The sequence below is a fragment of the Methylococcus mesophilus genome (assembly GCF_026247885.1).
Lineage (GTDB): Bacteria > Pseudomonadota > Gammaproteobacteria > Methylococcales > Methylococcaceae > Methylococcus > Methylococcus mesophilus.
The window spans coordinates 1861076-1877723 of sequence record NZ_CP110921.1 but is presented as its reverse complement, the minus strand read 5'-3'; the positions used below and the strand labels follow the sequence as shown (position 1 = coordinate 1877723).

General features: G+C 62.6%; 15 protein-coding genes and 3 tRNA genes. 12 read left to right on the top strand and 6 right to left on the bottom strand.

From position 1 onward, the window contains the following. Nucleotides 1-14: 14 nt before the first annotated feature. Nucleotides 15-2327 carry a copper-transporting P-type ATPase gene (locus tag OOT43_RS08750; RefSeq protein WP_394358043.1) on the top strand — a complete coding sequence of 771 codons (2313 nt, stop codon included), beginning with the start codon at nucleotides 15-17 and terminating at the stop codon, nucleotides 2325-2327. Between the two features lie 54 nt (nucleotides 2328-2381). Here OOT43_RS08750 and OOT43_RS08745 read toward each other — a convergent pair whose 3' ends face one another. From OOT43_RS08745 to OOT43_RS08730, 4 genes are read right to left on the bottom strand one after another with little or no spacing between them, the layout of a single operon-like run. Next, nucleotides 2382-2867, bottom strand: a complete 486-nt coding sequence (locus OOT43_RS08745) for a cytochrome P460 family protein (protein ID WP_266024525.1) — start codon at nucleotides 2865-2867, stop codon at nucleotides 2382-2384. A gap of 45 nt (nucleotides 2868-2912) precedes the next feature. After that, the gene (locus OOT43_RS08740) at nucleotides 2913-3314 is read right to left on the bottom strand and encodes a hypothetical protein (protein ID WP_266024524.1); all 402 of its coding nucleotides are present in this window, start codon (nucleotides 3312-3314) and stop codon (nucleotides 2913-2915) included. Further along, on the bottom strand, nucleotides 3311-3991 hold the full coding sequence (locus OOT43_RS08735; RefSeq protein WP_266024523.1) for a class II aldolase/adducin family protein: 681 nt from the start codon (nucleotides 3989-3991) through the stop codon (nucleotides 3311-3313). Before OOT43_RS08735 ends, OOT43_RS08740 begins: the two co-directional genes overlap by 4 nt. After that, nucleotides 3988-4881 (bottom strand): CPBP family intramembrane glutamic endopeptidase, encoded by an 894-nt coding sequence (locus tag OOT43_RS08730; protein WP_266024521.1) that lies wholly within the window; start codon nucleotides 4879-4881, stop codon nucleotides 3988-3990. The genes OOT43_RS08735 and OOT43_RS08730 overlap by 4 nt, the downstream gene beginning before the upstream one ends. Before the next feature lie 143 nt (nucleotides 4882-5024). Here OOT43_RS08730 and OOT43_RS08725 point away from each other — a divergent pair. The 10 genes from OOT43_RS08725 to OOT43_RS08680 all read left to right on the top strand — a co-directional run bounded on the left by OOT43_RS08725 (nucleotide 5025) and on the right by OOT43_RS08680 (nucleotide 14888). After that, nucleotides 5025-5109 (top strand) — tRNA-Leu (locus tag OOT43_RS08725). 105 nt (nucleotides 5110-5214) lie between these two features. Further along, the gene (tig, locus tag OOT43_RS08720; protein ID WP_266024520.1) at nucleotides 5215-6537 is read left to right on the top strand and encodes a trigger factor; all 1323 of its coding nucleotides are present in this window, start codon (nucleotides 5215-5217) and stop codon (nucleotides 6535-6537) included. Between the two features lie 11 nt (nucleotides 6538-6548). Further along, nucleotides 6549-7187: an ATP-dependent Clp endopeptidase proteolytic subunit ClpP gene (gene clpP / locus OOT43_RS08715; RefSeq protein WP_317134063.1), complete on the top strand. Its 639-nt coding sequence runs from the start codon at nucleotides 6549-6551 to the stop codon at nucleotides 7185-7187. 96 nt (nucleotides 7188-7283) lie between these two features. Continuing rightward, a complete protein-coding gene (gene clpX, locus OOT43_RS08710) occupies nucleotides 7284-8564 on the top strand; it encodes an ATP-dependent Clp protease ATP-binding subunit ClpX (RefSeq protein WP_266024519.1) in 1281 nt (426 codons plus the stop codon). 133 nt (nucleotides 8565-8697) lie between these two features. Continuing rightward, nucleotides 8698-11124, top strand: a complete 2427-nt coding sequence (lon, locus tag OOT43_RS08705) for an endopeptidase La (RefSeq protein ID WP_266024518.1) — start codon at nucleotides 8698-8700, stop codon at nucleotides 11122-11124. A 155-nt stretch (nucleotides 11125-11279) separates the two neighbouring features. After that, entirely contained in the window at nucleotides 11280-11552 is a 273-nt protein-coding gene (locus OOT43_RS08700) for an HU family DNA-binding protein (protein ID WP_266024516.1), read from the top strand. A 14-nt stretch (nucleotides 11553-11566) separates the two neighbouring features. Then, nucleotides 11567-11642: transfer RNA gene (locus tag OOT43_RS08695), tRNA-Val, on the top strand. Nucleotides 11643-11658: 16 nt separating this feature from the next. Further along, a tRNA-Asp gene (locus OOT43_RS08690) sits at nucleotides 11659-11735 on the top strand. Between the two features lie 85 nt (nucleotides 11736-11820). Next, nucleotides 11821-13686, top strand: a complete 1866-nt coding sequence (locus tag OOT43_RS08685; RefSeq protein ID WP_266024515.1) for a SurA N-terminal domain-containing protein — start codon at nucleotides 11821-11823, stop codon at nucleotides 13684-13686. A gap of 53 nt (nucleotides 13687-13739) precedes the next feature. Then, a complete protein-coding gene (locus OOT43_RS08680; protein WP_266024513.1) occupies nucleotides 13740-14888 on the top strand; it encodes an ATP-grasp domain-containing protein in 1149 nt (382 codons plus the stop codon). Nucleotides 14889-14897: 9 nt separating this feature from the next. Here OOT43_RS08680 and OOT43_RS08675 read toward each other — a convergent pair whose 3' ends face one another. Continuing rightward, entirely contained in the window at nucleotides 14898-15308 is a 411-nt protein-coding gene (locus tag OOT43_RS08675) for a hypothetical protein (RefSeq protein WP_266024512.1), read from the bottom strand. A 101-nt stretch (nucleotides 15309-15409) separates the two neighbouring features. Here OOT43_RS08675 and OOT43_RS08670 point away from each other — a divergent pair, with 101 nt between their 5' ends. After that, a complete protein-coding gene (locus OOT43_RS08670) occupies nucleotides 15410-15739 on the top strand; it encodes a hypothetical protein (RefSeq protein ID WP_266024510.1) in 330 nt (109 codons plus the stop codon). Nucleotides 15740-15742: 3 nt separating this feature from the next. On the opposite strand, the gene rsgA is transcribed toward OOT43_RS08670, so the two are convergent. Further along, nucleotides 15743-16645 (bottom strand): ribosome small subunit-dependent GTPase A, encoded by a 903-nt coding sequence (gene rsgA, locus OOT43_RS08665; RefSeq protein WP_266024862.1) that lies wholly within the window; start codon nucleotides 16643-16645, stop codon nucleotides 15743-15745. Nucleotides 16646-16648: the final 3 nt, after the last annotated feature.

Below are 16648 nucleotides of genomic sequence, written 5' to 3'. Positions count from 1 at the left end.
ATGCCAACCGGAGAGTGACCGAAGCCAGGGCGGGCGGCGACGTGTTCGACTTCTGGGGGGAGTTCGAAATGGCGAGAACAACCGAACCGTTCGCTGGGGAAGGGCAGGTCTATACCTGTCCGATGCATCCCGAGATCCGGCGGGCCGGACCCGGCAGTTGCCCCAAGTGCGGAATGGCCTTGGAGAAAATCGCCGGACCGTCTTCCGAAGCCGGAATCGAGTATGTCTGCCCGATGCATCCGGAGGTGGTTCGCCTCCAGCCCGGCCACTGTCCAGTCTGCGGCATGGCGCTCGAACCGAGAACGGTCGCGGCCGATGCCGAGGACTCCGAACTCGGCGACATGTCGCGGCGGTTCCGGTTCGGTGCAGCGCTGTCCCTGCCTTTGTTCATTCTGGCGATGGGGCATGATTTTTTCCCGGAAGCCGTGGGCGGTCTTCTGGAACCCTCAATGCTGCAGCGTCTTGAGGCGGCGCTCGCAACGCCCGTCGTGTTGTGGGGAGGCTGGCCGTTCTTCGCGCGCGGTTGGGCCTCCCTGGTCAACCGCAGCCTCAACATGTTCTCCCTGATCGCCTTGGGGATAGGCGTCGCTTGGCTCTACAGCCTGACGGCGGCGTTATCGCCCGGACTTTTCCCTGCCGCTGTGAGGAGTGGGGAAGGTCTGGTGCCGGTCTACTTCGAAGCCGCTGCTGTCATTACCACGCTGGTGCTGCTGGGGCAGGTGCTCGAACTGCGCGCCCGCAGCCGTACGGGCGCTGCCATCAAATTGCTGCTGGGCCTGGCGCCGAAGACGGCGCGTCGGGTGTCGGAAGACGGCGGCGAACGCGATGTCCCCCTCGAAACCGTGCAACCGGGCCACGTGCTGCGGGTTCGGCCCGGCGAAAAAATTCCGGTGGATGGAGCGGTCCTGGAAGGGAAGAGTGCCGTCGACGAGTCGATGGTGACCGGGGAGCCCATTCCGGTGGAGAAAACGGCCGGCAGCCGGCTGATCGGTGCCACGGTGAACGGCACCGGCAGCTTGCTGATGCGCGCCGAGAAGGTGGGGGCGGACACGCTCTTGGCGCAGATCGTCCGCATGGTCGGGGAGGCGCAGCGCAGCCGTGCGCCCATCCAGAAGCTGGCGGACACGGTTTCGGCCTACTTCGTTCCGGCGGTGGTGGCGATAGCCCTCGCCACGCTGGTCGTCTGGAGCGTATGGGGTCCGGAGCCCCGCTTGGCTCATGGCATCGTCAATGCCGTGGCCGTGCTCATCATTGCCTGTCCCTGCGCATTGGGGCTGGCGACCCCCATGTCCATCATGGTGGCCACCGGGCGGGGCGCAATGACGGGAGTGCTGATCAAGAACGCCGAGGCCCTGGAAACGCTGGAACAAATCGACACACTGGTCGTGGATAAGACAGGCACCCTTACGGAGGGCAGTCCGCGGCTGGTGTCCGTCGTGACGGCGGACGGCACGGACGAGCGGGAGCTGTTGCGTCTGGCCGCCGGGCTGGAACTCGGCAGTGAACATCCCCTGGCATCAGCCATCCTCAAAGGGGCCGAGCAGCGCGGCATCCGGCCGGCGCTGGCGGAGGAATTCCAATCCCTGACCGGGCGTGGCGTGACCGGCAAGGTGGAAGGGCATTCGGTTTGTCTGGGCAATGCCCGGCTCATGGCGGAGTTGGGCTTCGAAACCGGTCGCCTGGCCGAGAGCGCCGAAACGCTGACGCGGGAAGGCCAGACGGTGATGTGGGTCGCTGTGAACGGGGAGACGGCCGGATTCCTCGGCGTAGCCGATCCGATAAAGTCCTCCGCGCCGGAGGCTATTGCGGCCCTGCATCGGTCGGGGCTGGACATCGTCATGCTGACGGGGGACAGCCGAATGACCGCGGAGGCAGTGGCGCGCCACTTGGGTATCGGCCGGTTCGAGGCGGAAGTGCTGCCCGACCAGAAAGCCGCCGCCGTCAAGAGGCTGCAGGCCGAGGGCCGCAAGGTCGCCATGGCCGGCGACGGTATCAACGACGCGCCGGCTCTGGCTCAGGCCCAAGTCGGCATCGCGATGGGCACCGGCACCGATGTGGCGATGGAATCCGCCGGCGTGACCCTGGTGAAAGGCGATCTGCGCGGCATCGCACGTGCGGTCCGGCTGAGCCGGGCGACCATGCGCAATATCCGCCAGAATCTGTTTTTCGCCTTCATCTACAACATCCTGGGCGTGCCGGTCGCCGCCGGCGTGCTGTATCCCGTGTTCGGCCTGCTGCTATCGCCCATCGTCGCGGCGGCGGCCATGAGCTTCAGCTCGGTGTCGGTCATTGCAAATGCCCTGAGGCTCAAACGGGCACGGCTGTGAGCCGGGCGCGCGTCCCGTCGAGCCGAGGACGAAAGCCCATCCTGATACCGGGGATTACGGCAGTTTCGCGGGATGGGTGAAGACGTAGTCGGCGGCTTTGGCGCCGCTGTGGCAACCCATGCATTCCTGGGCGAAATCGGCGTTCGCGCCGTAGGGTTTCTGTTCCATCCCCAGCCAGCGGGCATAGCCCCAGCCGCCGGTCGATGCGTACTTGGCGGCATCCTTCACCATGAAATCCGCTTGCGTGAAGTCGCCCGGTACCTCGGCCGACGGGAACAACTCGTGGGTGCCCTTCTTCCAGGACAGCTTGACGAGAATCGCGCCGTCCGGCCAGGGATTGGTCTTGCCTTCGCGCGCGGCCTTGACGGCGATGTCGTTGCCGAGGATCGCGCGCAAATTGTTCTGCTCGATCCGCGAAGAAACGCCGATCATCTTCCAGTCCTTGTAGCCGGCGGGCAGCGAAATGCCGTTGGGCGCGGCTGCCGGTTCGGCAAGGGCTGCGGCGGCGGGAAACAACAGGGCGATGGCCAGTTTACGCATGGGTAGTCTCCTTAGGATGGGATTGCTCTGGGAATCGAAGTTGGGTCAGGATTTCGGTCCGACGTGAACATAAAAGGCGTGGCTGCGTTCGCAGCCGTCCTTGCTGAATCCGCTGACCAGTATCCGCACCCTGGCGCCGGCTTGGCCGATCGGGGTCTCGGGGCGGCCTTCGACGGTGAGGCGTCCGCTGCGCTGGGGCGTGGTCGTGGGCGCGACCGGCTTCCCGTCCACCCAGATTTTCAGCGTGGTGCCGTCGGTATTATCGGAAGCCGTGAAGGAAAACCGGTCGAAGACTTCGACGCTCGATTCGTTCGCGGGCGACTCTTCGAAAAACAGGGGCGGGGTGCAGTCGAGGATCAGGCCGCCGTGATGGCTGAGCGCGGCGCCCGAGGCCGTCGCGGAGATCAGTGGCAGCGTTGCCCAGGCTATGATGGTCTTGAGTCTCATGGCGTAGCTCCGTGGTGCGATGTTCTTGCTGGTTGCCCCGGCACGCATGCGTCGTCCAGTTGCAGGGCCTCGGCGAGGTAGCCTATCAGAATCCGGGCGGTGGCTTCGACCGTCCGGCCGTAAGCCATGATGCCGTCGGCATGGCCCAGCATGGCGATCAGCGGTACGCCGGGCTCGGCGGCAATCGCTTCCACCGCCAGCGCCATCCCGGGCGTACCGTAGCCGATTTCCGGGGGCGTGGCGGGAAGGCCGAGCCTCCCGGCGTGGCGCCAGATTTCGGGGGAATGGGCATGCATGACGCAGCGCCAGGCCGGATCGGCGCAGTAGACGGCGGCGTGGGTCAGGGCTTCGGAGGACGGTGGGACGGGACCGCTTGCCTCTAATTGATTCGCCTCCAGATTGAAGCCGTGCACCTCGCAGTAGTCGCCGGGGGTCAGATGAATGCGTCCGGCGGTTTGGGTCCCGCTGATCAGGAAGCGGATGCTGCCGCCGGGCAGCCGTAGGCTGACGTTGCCATAGTCAAGGCCGCCGTAGCGTGCGGGATCGAGCCCGGTCAGACCCAGCATCCGGATGATGCTGCGCCAGGCGTTCAGCTCCTGGATTTGGTCCGCCGAGGGCGGGGGGGCGGGTGTGAAAATCAGCCTGTATTTGGTGACGCCTTCGCCGCCGCTCGTCATCGGGCAGCGGCTCCTGAGCGGGTGGCGAACAGGAACAGCAGCGCGCAGGCGCTGATCCAGCCGGCGGAGAGATAGCCGATGATGGAGTCGTAGGAACCCACCAGTACGCCGAACGGTCCGGCGTTGCCGTCGTAGGTGAAAGACTTGCAGGTCTTGATGACGAAGACCCAGCCGGCGTGGATGCCGATGCAATAGCCGAGGCCCTGTGCAGTCCGCGCACGCACACAGCCCAGGAACACGCCGGCGCAGAGCAGCGCCAGAAAGGAGCTGAAGTCGGTTTCTGCGATGCCGTTGCCCACCGCGTCGGCCAGTACCGTGAAGCCGCTGTCCCAGTTCAATTCGTTCTCGCCCAATTTCAGCCGGCTGCGGAGGAAATGCGGCAGCACGTAATAGAAGGACGTGACGCCGATGACGTAGGCGGGTCTTACGAACTTTGCCAGTATCGCGAAGGTCAAACCCCGAAACAGCAGTTCTTCGCTGGTGGCCAGCAGCAGTGCGACGCCGATGTGCTTCAGCAGCAGTATCGGAACGGAAGGGTGGCGGGCCGCCTGGACTTCGCTGAAGACGCGGATGTCGAGCGCCATGATCACGGCGACGTGCAGACCCAGCATCAACAGGCCCAAGCCGAGCCCGATGCCGATCTGGCGGACGAATAGGGCGTAACCGGCGGGAAAACCTACCGAGCGCCAGCCGATCCCCAGCCGCCGTGCGCCCAGGATGAGGCCGGCGAAGACCAGCAGCAGCGTACCGCGACTAAGGACCGTGGTAATGCCGAGCGCGCCGCCGCTCAGCCGGGCCAGCGGATAGCTGAGGGCGGCGACGAGGATCAGGGCGAGGGCGAGACAAACGAAAGGAGCAAGCGCGGCGGCGAGAACGGAACGGAGGCGCATCGGGGAGGATGTGAAAATTTGTTGAAATCCCTATAATACGGCGTGATTTTTTGCCGAAACCGGCCCAATCGTCTGCCATTTCCGCGCTTCCCTGGCGCCCGTCTTGCCAGACGCCGCGAGTATAATTGAACCGTGAACTCATTGCGAATGTGGCGAAACTGGTAGACGCGCTGGATTTAGGTTCCAGTGGGGAAACCCTTGAGAGTTCGAGTCTCTCCATTCGCACCACCCTTAGTTTGCCTGCCCGCCATCCGCGTTTGCGCGGTGAGGCGTTGCCGGCACATCCCTGATTGAACGCACCCAGGCCCAAGTTGAACCCGAGGTATTTTGAGTATGCAAGTGTCCGTTGAAGCCGTCTCCGAGTTGGACCGGAAAATGACCGTGAACGTGCCCGAAGAGAAGATTCGGGAAAAGGTCGAATCACGCCTGAAGTCGCTGACCCGCGAGGTCAGGCTGGACGGCTTCCGGCCCGGCAAGGCGCCCGCCAGCCTCGTCCGCAAGCGCTATGGCGCGCAGGTGCGGGAGGAGGTGCTGTCGGAGATGATCCAGTCCAGTTTCCATCAGGCCGTGAACGACGAAAACCTGAAACCGGCCGGCATGCCGCGGATCACGGCGACGGCCATCGGGGAAGGCGAAGGCCTTTCCTACATCGCGGATTTCGAAGTCCTGCCGGAGTTCGGACTGGCGCCTCTGGAAAGTCTGCAGTGCCCCCGTTTCACCTGCGAAGTGACCGACGGCGATCTCGAAGCGATGGTCCAGCGGCTGCGGGAACAGCGCCGGACCTGGGGTGCCGTCGAGCGTCCGGCGGCCTTGAACGACCAGGTGGTGATTCATTTCGAAGGAAAGCTGGCCGACGACAGCTTCACCGACGGCCGGGTCGAAAATTTCCGCGTCGTGCTGGGTTCGGGGCAATTGATTCCGGGCTTCGAGGATAAGCTGGTCGGGGCGGAACGTGGCGCGCGGATGAGCTTCGATCTCGACTTCCCGGCGGAGTACGACAACGAGAAACTGGCCGGCAAGACGGCCTCATTCGATGTCGAAGTCGTCGAGATCAGCGAGAGTGTGCTGCCGGAAGTCGATGCCAACTTCGTCAAGGCTTTCGGCGTGGATGGCGATGTCGAGGCGTTCAAGGCCGACGTCCGGGGAAACATGGAGCGCGAAATGCGGCGCGCACTCAAGGTCCGCACCAAATCGGCCGTCCTGGACGCTTTACTGGCGGCCAATTCCTTCACCTTGCCCGAAGTTCTCGTGGCGGACGAACTCAACGAGCTGCTGCAGCCGTATCACAAGGCGGCTGAGCAGGGGAATCCGGGCGTCGAACTGGAAGCGCTGAAGGAGCGCTACACCCCGCTGGCGAAGCGGCGCGTGGCTTTGGGTCTGATCCTGAGCAAGCTGATCGACGAAAACAAGCTCAGCGTGGATCGCAAGCGTGTGCGCTCCTCCATCGAGGAACAGGCCCAGAGCTACGAAAATCCCGAGCAGGTCGTCAATTGGTACTATTCCGACAAGAACAACCTGCGCGAGATCGAGAACCTGGTGCTGGAGGATCAGGTCGTCGATCTGATCCTGTCCAAGGCGGCAGTGAAGGACCAGGGCGTGGACTTCGCAAAGCTCATGGCGCCGGCCGGCACCGCTGAGCAGCAACCCCAAACGTGAGGCGGCCGACGATGTTTGGCGACATGGGCCTGAAACAGGCGGAAACTGCAGCGGGCGGGCTGGTGCCCATCGTGATCGAGCAATCGGCGCGGGGGGAGCGGGCCTTCGACATCTACTCCCGCCTGCTCAAGGAACGCGTGATCTTTCTCGTGGGTCCGGTCGAGGATTACATGGCCAATCTGGTCATGGCCCAATTGCTGTTCCTGGAGTCCGAGAATCCCGACAAGGATATCCATCTCTACATCAACTCCCCGGGCGGCGTGGTCACGGCGGGCTTGGCCATCTACGACACCATGCAGTTCATCAAGCCGGACGTCAGCACCCTGTGCGTCGGCCAGGCCGCCAGCATGGGTGCGCTGCTGCTGGCCGGCGGCGCCGCCGGCAAGCGTTACTGTCTGCCGCATTCGCGGATGATGATCCATCAGCCGCTGGGCGGATTCCAAGGGCAGGCTTCCGACATCGACATCCATGCGCGGGAGATACTGGCGGTCCGTGACCGCCTCAACAAGATTCTCGCGCATCACACCGGCCAACCCATCGAGAAAATCCAGATCGATACCGATCGCGACAACTTCATGGGCGGAGACGATGCGGTGAGTTACGGATTGATCGACAAGGTGTTGACCCACCGAGCCGTGACAGCGGCGTGAATGTCGGATAGATTTGGGCCCTAAGAGGGGTACCGGCTGCAGCCGCGGGTCCGTCAAATGGGCGGACTTCGCTGCGGAAAACCAAGAGGTAAAGCGATGAGCGAGGATAAACACGGCAAAGACAGCGGCGGCAAGCTCCTGTATTGCTCATTCTGCGGGAAAAGCCAGCACGAGGTCCGCAAGCTGATTGCGGGGCCGGCGGTGTTTGTCTGCGACGAATGCGTCGAGCTGTGCAACGACATCATCCGCGAGGAATTGCAGGAGAGCGCTTCCACGGGCGCCGACAAGCTGCCCAAACCGAAAGAGATCAAGAACGTACTGGACGAATACGTAATCGGCCAGGAGAAGGCCAAGCGCATTCTTTCGGTCGCCGTCTACAACCATTACAAGCGGCTGCGCGCCCAGACCCACGGCAAGAAGAACGAAGTCGAGCTGGCCAAGAGCAACATCCTGCTGATCGGGCCGACCGGTTCGGGCAAGACTTTGCTGGCGGAAACGCTCGCGCGCCTGCTCGACGTTCCCTTCACCATCGCCGACGCGACCACGCTGACCGAGGCGGGCTATGTCGGCGAGGACGTGGAGAACATCATCCAGAAAATCCTGCAGAAGTGCGACTACGACGTTGAGAAAGCGGAGCAGGGCATCGTCTACATCGATGAAATCGACAAGATTTCGCGCAAGGCCGACAACCCCTCGATCACCCGCGACGTCTCCGGCGAAGGTGTGCAGCAGGCATTGCTCAAGCTGATCGAAGGCACCGTGGCTTCCGTGCCGCCGCAGGGCGGACGCAAGCATCCGCAGCAGGAGTTTCTGCAGGTCAATACCGCCAATATCCTGTTCATCTGTGGCGGTGCTTTCGCCGGCCTGGAGAAAATTATCCGCTCGCGTTCCGAGCAGGGCGGCATCGGTTTCGCGGCGGACGTCAAGAGTAAGGATGACCGCCGCAATGTCGGCGAGGTGCTGGCCGACGTCGAGGCCGAAGACCTGATCCGCTATGGACTGATTCCGGAATTCGTGGGCCGCCTGCCGGTGGTGGCGACACTCGAAGAGCTGGACGAGCCGGCCCTGGTACGCATCCTGACCGAGCCCAAGAATGCCCTGGTCAAACAGTACAGGCGGCTGTTCGAGATGGAGTCCTGCGAACTGGAAATCCGCGAAGACGCACTGGGCGCCATCGCCCGCAAGGCCATGGCGCGCAAGACCGGAGCGCGGGGCCTGCGGACCATACTGGAGCATACGCTGCTGGACACGATGTACGAGCTGCCTTCCTCGGACCAGATTTCCAAGGTGGTGGTCGATGAAAAGGTCATCAACGGCGAAAGCGAGCCCCTGATGATTTATGACAACAGCCTGGAAAAGCAGGCGGCAGCGGATTGAGTGGCCGCTGCGGGGGGATCGCCCCTGGGTTCCCCCTCCGGCGCGTGCGCATTTTGTCATGAACGACGCTTGTAATCTCGCGCTGCGCCCTCAACTCACTGACGTGGCTTAAGACAATCGAGAGGGTGTTCCGATGGAAAATTCAGGCGTCGAACATGATTTGAGCGGCGAGCGGTGGGTTCCGGTTCTGCCGTTGCGCGACGTGGTGGTCTATCCGCACATGGTCATCCCGTTGTTCGTCGGGCGTGAAAAATCGATTTTCGCGCTGGATAGCGCCATGCGGGACAGCAAACAGGTCCTGCTGCTGGCGCAGAAGGACGCGGAAGTCGACGACCCCGGGTTCGAGGATCTGTACCGGGTGGGCACGCTCTCCAACATCCTGCAATTGCTGAAACTGCCGGACGGCACCGTGAAGGTGCTGGTGGAAGGGGCGCAACGCTGCCGGGTGGAGGACATCTGCCTCGTAGACAAGTATTACAGTGCCAGCGTTTCCGAACTTCGGGATGTCCCAGGCATCGATGAGCGGGAGCTGGACGTACTGATGCGCACCGCAACCAATACCTTCGACCAGTACGTCAAGCTCAACAAACGCATCCCCCCCGAAGTTCTCAACTCGCTCTCGGGGATCGACGATCCGGCGCGGCTGGCGGATACCATCGCCGCTCACATGACCGTCAAGATCGAGGACAAACAGGCGGTCCTGGAGAACAGCGCCATCTCGGCCCGGCTGGAAAAGCTGATCACGCTGATGGAAGGCGAGGTCGACATGCTGGAGATGGAACGGCGTGTGCGCGGTCGCGTCAAGCAGCAGATGGAAAAGAACCAGCGCGAGTACTATCTGAATGAGCAGATGAAAGCCATTCAGAAAGAGTTGGGCGAGATGGAGGAGGTGCCCAACGAATTCGAGGAACTGGGACGCAAGATCGAAAAGGCCGGCATGCCCCAGGCGGCGCGTACCAAGGCGGAAACCGAACTCAACAAGCTGAAGCTGATGTCCCCGATGTCCGCCGAGGCCACGGTGGTCCGCAACTACATCGACTGGATCGTTAATCTGCCGTGGAAGAAGCGCACCAAGGTGAGCCACGATCTGCAGCAGGCCGAGGAAATTCTCGAAGCCGAGCACTACGGGCTCGAGAAGGTCAAGGAGCGCATCCTGGAATATCTGGCGGTACAGCAGCGCGTCAAGAAGATCAAGGGACCGATTCTCTGTCTGGTGGGGCCGCCCGGTGTCGGCAAGACCTCCCTGGGGCAATCCATCGCCCGCGCCACCAATCGCAAATATGTCCGCATGGCCTTGGGTGGCGTCCGCGACGAGGCGGAGATCCGCGGTCATCGGCGGACCTATATCGGCTCGATGCCGGGCAAGATCCTGCAGAATCTGTCCAAGGTGAAGACGCGGAATCCGATGTTCATGCTGGACGAGATCGACAAGATGGCCATGGACTTCCGCGGCGATCCGGCATCCGCCCTGCTGGAGGTGCTGGATCCGGAACAGAACCATACCTTTGCCGATCATTACCTGGAGGTGGACTTCGATCTGTCCGAGGTCATGTTCGTGGCGACAGCGAATACGCTGAACATTCCGCCTGCGCTGCTCGACCGCATGGAAATCATCCGCCTCCCCGGCTATACCGAGGACGAGAAGGTCAACATCGCGATGCGCTATCTGGTGCCCAAGCAGATGAAGAACTGCGGCTTGAAGGAAACCGAGGTGCATATCAGCGAGGCGGCCGTCCGCGACATCATCCGGCACTACACCCGCGAGGCCGGGGTTCGCAGCCTGGAGCGGGAAATTGCCAAGATCTGCCGGAAGGTGGTCAAGAACCTGCTGCTCAAGCCCAGTCACAAGAAGGTGTCGGTGACCCCGCGCAATCTCGACGACTATTTGGGCGTGCAGCGTTTCCGCTTCGGGCGCGCCGAAGAGAGCGACCAGATCGGTCAGGTCACGGGGCTGGCCTGGACGGAAGTGGGCGGGGAACTGCTGACCATCGAGGCGGTGGTCATGCCCGGCACCGGCAAGCAGACCTATACCGGCAAGCTCGGCGAAGTCATGCAGGAATCGATTCAGACCGCGGTGACCGTAGTCCGCAGCCGCGCCGAGGGGCTCGGCATCGATCCTGCGTTTTACCAGAAACACGACGTCCACATCCACGTGCCTGAAGGCGCGACGCCCAAGGACGGTCCGAGCGCGGGCATCGGCATGTGTACCGCGCTTGTCTCGTCCCTCACGGGCATTCCGGTTCGCTCGGACGTGGCCATGACCGGCGAGATTACTTTGCGCGGCGAAGTGCTGCCCATTGGCGGACTGAAGGAAAAGCTGTTGGCGGCACACCGTGGCGGTATCACTACGGTCCTGATTCCCAAGGAAAATGAAAAGGATTTGGCCGATATCCCCCGGAACATCAAACAGGATCTGGACGTCCGGACTGTCCGGTGGATCGACGAAGTGCTGGCCGTAGCCTTGCAGCGTCTGCCGGAGCCGTCCGAACGGGCGGTTCCCCCCGCCGAGGAGTGTGCTCCGAAAGCGGTGGGAGCGGCCGGTGGCCTGACCGCCCATTGAAAGGCCGGATGACGAGGAATTCCGGGGCTTGCGCGCCTTGACATGGCTTTTTTGGCGCTGCTAAAGTGCGGCAGCTAGGGGGAACGCCAGTTCCACTGGATTCACGGCCCGGCTTTTCGATGCAGCGGTACAGTCAACTCAAATAGGGGAAAGAAATGAATAAAGCGGAACTGATTGAAGCTATCGCCGATTCGGCCAATCTCACGAAGGCCGATGCGGGTCGCGCTCTGGATGCCGTGATCGACGCGATCACCGGTGCGCTGAAGAACGGTGATACGGTCTCGCTGGTCGGGTTCGGCTCGTTCGCAGTCAAGGAACGCGCGGAGCGCCAGGGGCGCAATCCGCAGACGGGCGGTAGCATCACCATCAAGGCTGCAAAAATTCCGTCGTTCAAGTGTGGCAAAGCGCTCAAAGATGCTGTAAACTAGTTTTTCTCCACTTGGGGTGCTTAGCTCAGCTGGGAGAGCATCGCCCTTACAAGGCGAGGGTCGTAGGTTCGATCCCTACAGCACCCACCAAGGGAATCAGATCATTGGAGCGGTAGTTCAGTTGGTCAGAATACCGGCCTGTCACGCCGGGGGTCGCGGGTTCGAGCCCCGTCCGCTCCGCCATATCGAAACCCCAGGCATTCGCCGGGGTTTTTTTTTGGCTCTAGTTTGTCGTATCAATCAACGATAGTCATTCCGGTACCGATATATGCTGCAGGCCATTCGTGATAAAGCACAGGGTATTTTTGCCTGGGCGATGTTGATTCTGGTGGGTATTCCTTTTGCCTTTTGGGGGATCAACAACTATTTCGATTCGGGCAAGGAGACGCCCGTAGCGGTCGTCGGCGACCGGGATTTCTTCGAACGCGACCTGGTCCAGGCTTATCAGCAGGATCTGGCCAACCTGGTCGGTCTGGGGGATATAGACGAAAAACAGCTGAAACGTCAGGCGCTCGAGCGCCTGGTCCGGGATGAGCTGATTTTCCAGGCCGCGGCAGGCGAAGGGCTGGCCGTCCCCGATTCCGCGGTGCGCGCTTTCATCCAGACGTTGCCGTATTTCCAGACCGACGGCAAATTCGACAAGGACAAGTACAACGTCATGCTTTCGGCACAAGGCATGAGTTCGCCGGTTTTCGTCGAGCAGGTCAAGCGCGCCCTTTTGATGGAGCAGTTTCAGCGGGGCATTACCGATACCGCGTTTGCCACCAGGCAGCAGGCGAGCGCCTTTTTCCGCCTGAAGAACCAGGAGCGGGAAATCGAGTTTGCGACCGTGCCGCTGATGAAGGCCGATGAAGACGTGGCCGAGTCATTGATCGACGAGTATTACCGTTCGCACCAGGACGAATTCCAGTCTCCTGAAACCGTGACCGTAAATTACCTCTCCCTGAGCCTCGACGACGTGGCGAAGGAGGTGAAGCCTACCGAGGAGGAACTCAGGAATTTCTACGAGGAACAAAAGGCCGGTTTCACCACGGAAGAGCGGCGGAAAGTGAGCCATATCCTCGTCGCCGCGGATTCCGCCAAGCCCGAAGAGGAGGCTGCCGCGCTGGCGAAGATCAGCCAGACCCGGGACCGTCTGCTCAAAGGGGAGGATTTCGCCAAGGTTGCGAAGGAAACCTCCGACGATCGGGTCTCGGCCGAGAAGGGCGGCGACCTCGGCGTGGTCACCAAGGGGGCCATGGAGCCGAATTTCGAGAAAGCGGCATTGGCGCTATCTCAGGGGGCGGTTTCCGAACCGGTCAGGACGTCCTTCGGATACCACTTGATCAAGGTGACGGAACTGGCGCCCGCGACGACCAAGCCGTACGACCAGGTGAAGGACGAAGTGGCCGCAGGCTTTCGCAGGAATGCGGCGGAGAACCGGTTCTACGATCTGGGACAGAAACTCACCGAGTCCACATTCGAGCACCCCGACACGCTGGAGCCGGCGGCTCAGGCGCTGGGGTTGAAGGTCGCGGAGAGCGGGCCGTTCACCCGCGAGAACGGAGAGGGAGTTTTCGCGGAGGAAGGAGTGCGCAAGGCGGCTTTCAGCGAGGAGGTCCTGGGCGGCAAGAACAGCGATGTCGTCGAGATCGGCGCGGACAAGGTCGTCGTGCTCAGGTTGAAGGAGCATCGTCCGGCCGAAGCCAAGCCACTCGCCGAAGTGCGCGGCCGGATCGTCACCCAACTGCGTGACCAGGCGGCCAGGCAGAACACACAGGGCACTGCGGAAGCGGCGCTGAAAGAGATTGGGGCGGGCAAGACCCTGGGGGAAGTGGCGAAGGCCCGCAACTGGAAAGTCATCGGACCGCTCACGGTCAGGCGCGATGCCTCCGCGGTGGCGGTTCCCATTGTCAATGCAGCGTTCGGGACGCGGGAGTTGAACCATCCGACCCTGGTGGCGCTCGAAAACGGAGACCAGGCGATTCTCCGCATCGCGGCGGTCAAGGAAGGAGAGGCGTCTCCGGAAGCCGAAAAGGGCATGGAGACCGTGCGCCAGTCTTTGGCACGGGGCGCCGGCCAGAAGGAATTCGCCGCGTTCGTGGCGGAGATGCGCAGGAGCGCTGATGTGTATATCAAGCCCGACCAGGAGTGACCCGCTTCGAAGGCACCGGCGCGGGATGAAGCGATCGGCTGCAAGGAGGCCAGATGGGTTTCGAAGTTCTGCTGGTCGTTGGCATCGATGCGGTCGGCATCGCCCGGTTTCCGCGTCTTCTGCACGATGCCGGCTGCCGGGTGACGCTGTTGGCGCCGCCGGGACTGGCGGTAGCGCGGTCGCGTTACGTCGCCAGCCACGTCGCCACGGCGGTGGAGCCGGAAACGTTGGCCGGCCAGCTCGAGGCGTTTCTGGCCGAACGGAAATCAGATTTCCACCACATCATCATCGGCGACGAACCTACCCTCACGGCGGTTGCCCGGCATCGTGGCGAGGCATGGCTGGACGGCTGGTTTCCGGTCGACCACCGCGGCGACGCCGTCGAGGTGATCCTGTCGAAATCGGCTTTCCAGCAGGCGGCAGGCGCGGCGGGATTAACCATTCCGAAATCCGAAATCTGCACCGGTTTTGCCGAAGTCGAGGCTGCGGTGCGGGCCATGGGCTATCCCGTCATGCTCAAGAGTCCGTACGGTTGCAGCGGTTCTGGCGTACGCAAAGTGGCGGACGAGGCTGAACTGAAGGCTGCCTTCGAACTGCTGTATGAAGGCAATGGCGTGATGCTCGTGCAGCAGTTTGTCGACGGCCGGGTCGGTTCCTCCGACGTGCTGTTCGACCGTGGCGCGCCGGTGTGCTGGCAGTCCTGGAATTCCCGGCTGTGCTGGCCGACGCCGCTGGCGTCTTCCTGCGCCCGCGAGGCGATGTCCCACCGGGATATCGGGCTGATGCTCACCGGCGTAGGGGCCCTGAGCGGATTCCACGGTTTCGCGGGAGTGGACTGGATGCATGATGCAGAACGGGACCGTGTGTATCTGATCGAATTCAACCCCAGGCCCACGCCGACCTACCACCTCGACGCGCATTCAAGGGTCAGCTTCGCGGGCAGCTTCCGCGCCATGCTCGAAGGCACGTGCGGAGCCGGGTGTCGGGAGCGTCTCCCGGAGGCGTGCGGCGCTGTGATCCACCTGTTCCCGCAAAGCCTTTACCGTGCCGTCAGCGAACGCGAACTCAACAGTTTCTTGCGGTGTTGGAGCGATGCGCCCTGGAGCGATCCTCTGCTGATGGCTGCTTATCTGCGCCGGGTTTTTACCCATTTTCTGCCCCTGCGTTGGCGGCAGGCCGTGAAGCGCCTCCTGCGCCGATGAACCATCCCGTCAGCGGGTGGCGACGATGGCGAGAATGAGGCCGGCCACCACGTTGCCGACGATACTCACGACCAGTTCCCGGGTGAAGAATGCCCCCGGCCTCATCTTGCCGATGCGAGGATTCTTGTGCTTGGCCGAGATTTCTATGCTTCCCGTCGAGAGGTTTTCCACGGTCGAGCGCACCAGTTCCACCACTTGGGTTTCGTCGTGAATGGCCGGATGATACTTGACGAGCAGAGTCCCGGTCGTGATGTTGGGCTCGGCGTGATAAATGCCCTTGCCAGCCGCGTCCCTGAGGATCGACTGCTTGAGGATTTCGGCGTAGGTCTGCCGGTACCGGATGAGCGGCACCCGGAAGCGAATCCGGTTGGGAACCTTGTCGTGGACGATGGAAACGAGTTCTGGCGTCGGATGCGTCATGGGGAGTGGTCCGGTGTTGAAATCAAAGTCCGTCCAGGAGGCCGGCGGTTACCCGCCGCGTTCCCGCTTGATTGGGAATGTTATCATCCTTGCTCTTTTTCATGATGACGGAATGCCCGCCCGTGTTACCCAGAATCCCGCCGCTGCTTGCACTGCTGTTGCTTGGCCCGGCGTCGGCCGTGGCGGGGCTAACCGGGCCGTCGAGCTATTGGGAGTGCATTCTTTACGGCATGGAGGATGTGAAAAACGACCAGGTGGCTCAGGAAATCATGAAAATCTGCCTCGCCGATTTTCCCGAGAGCCTTTCCGTGGATGAGCCGCTGGACGGGACACCGACCGGATGCATCCTGAAATACGGGGAAGATGTGTCCAGCGCATTTGCCGCCCAGCAGATCCAGACGGCCTGCAATGTCCTTTATTCCCGGCCATGAGTCTCAGCCGCCGCTGAACTCCACGGCCGAACCGAGCCGATCCAGCAGCTTGAGGTAGCGTTCGTAGCGGGCCGACGAGAGCGTTCCGGCTTCAACGGCTTCGCGCACCGCACATCCCTTGTCCTTGACATGGCGGCAGTCGTTGAAGCGGCATTTGCCCAGATAGGGCCGGAAATCGCGGTAAGCCTGCGCGAGCTCCGCAGGCGCCATCTCGGCCAGGCCGAACACGGCGACGCCTGGACTGTCGATCAGTTCTCCCCCCTCGGGCAAATGGTAGAGCGTCGCCGAGGTGGTGGTATGGCGGCCCAGCCCGCTGTGGGCGGAGAGTTCGCCGACCCGCAAATTCCGGTCCGGCAGCAGTGCGTTGGTCAGCGAAGATTTTCCGACGCCGGACTGGCCGCTCAGCATGCTGCAGCCGGTGTGCAGGACCTGTTTCAGGGTATCCAGTCCTGCTCCGGCCCGTGTGCTGATACGGAACACGTCGTAGCCGGCGGACTCATAATCGCGCAAGGCCTCGTCCAGCGCTGGCGCGCCCGGCAGATCGGTCTTGTTGAGGACGAGGAGCGCCCCGATGCTCCGGCGCTCGCACACCGCCAGAATCTGGTCGGCGAGCAGCCAGTCCGGTTCGGGTTCCGGCGCCAGGACCACGCAGACCCGGTCCAGGTTGGCCGCAACGATGCGCACGCGCCCGCCGTAAGCGGGCCTCACCAGGCTCGAACGGCGCGGCAGGATTTCCAGCACCCGGCCTTGCTCGCCTTCACAGGGTTCCCAGAGCACATGATCGCCGACGGCGGCGTCGCCCAGCCGGCGCCGGGTGTGGCACAACACGATATGGCCGTTTCCGTCCTCCACCGCCAGCCCCTTGCCGAGATGGCAGACCACCCGCCCCTCCCGGACTTTCTCCATGAC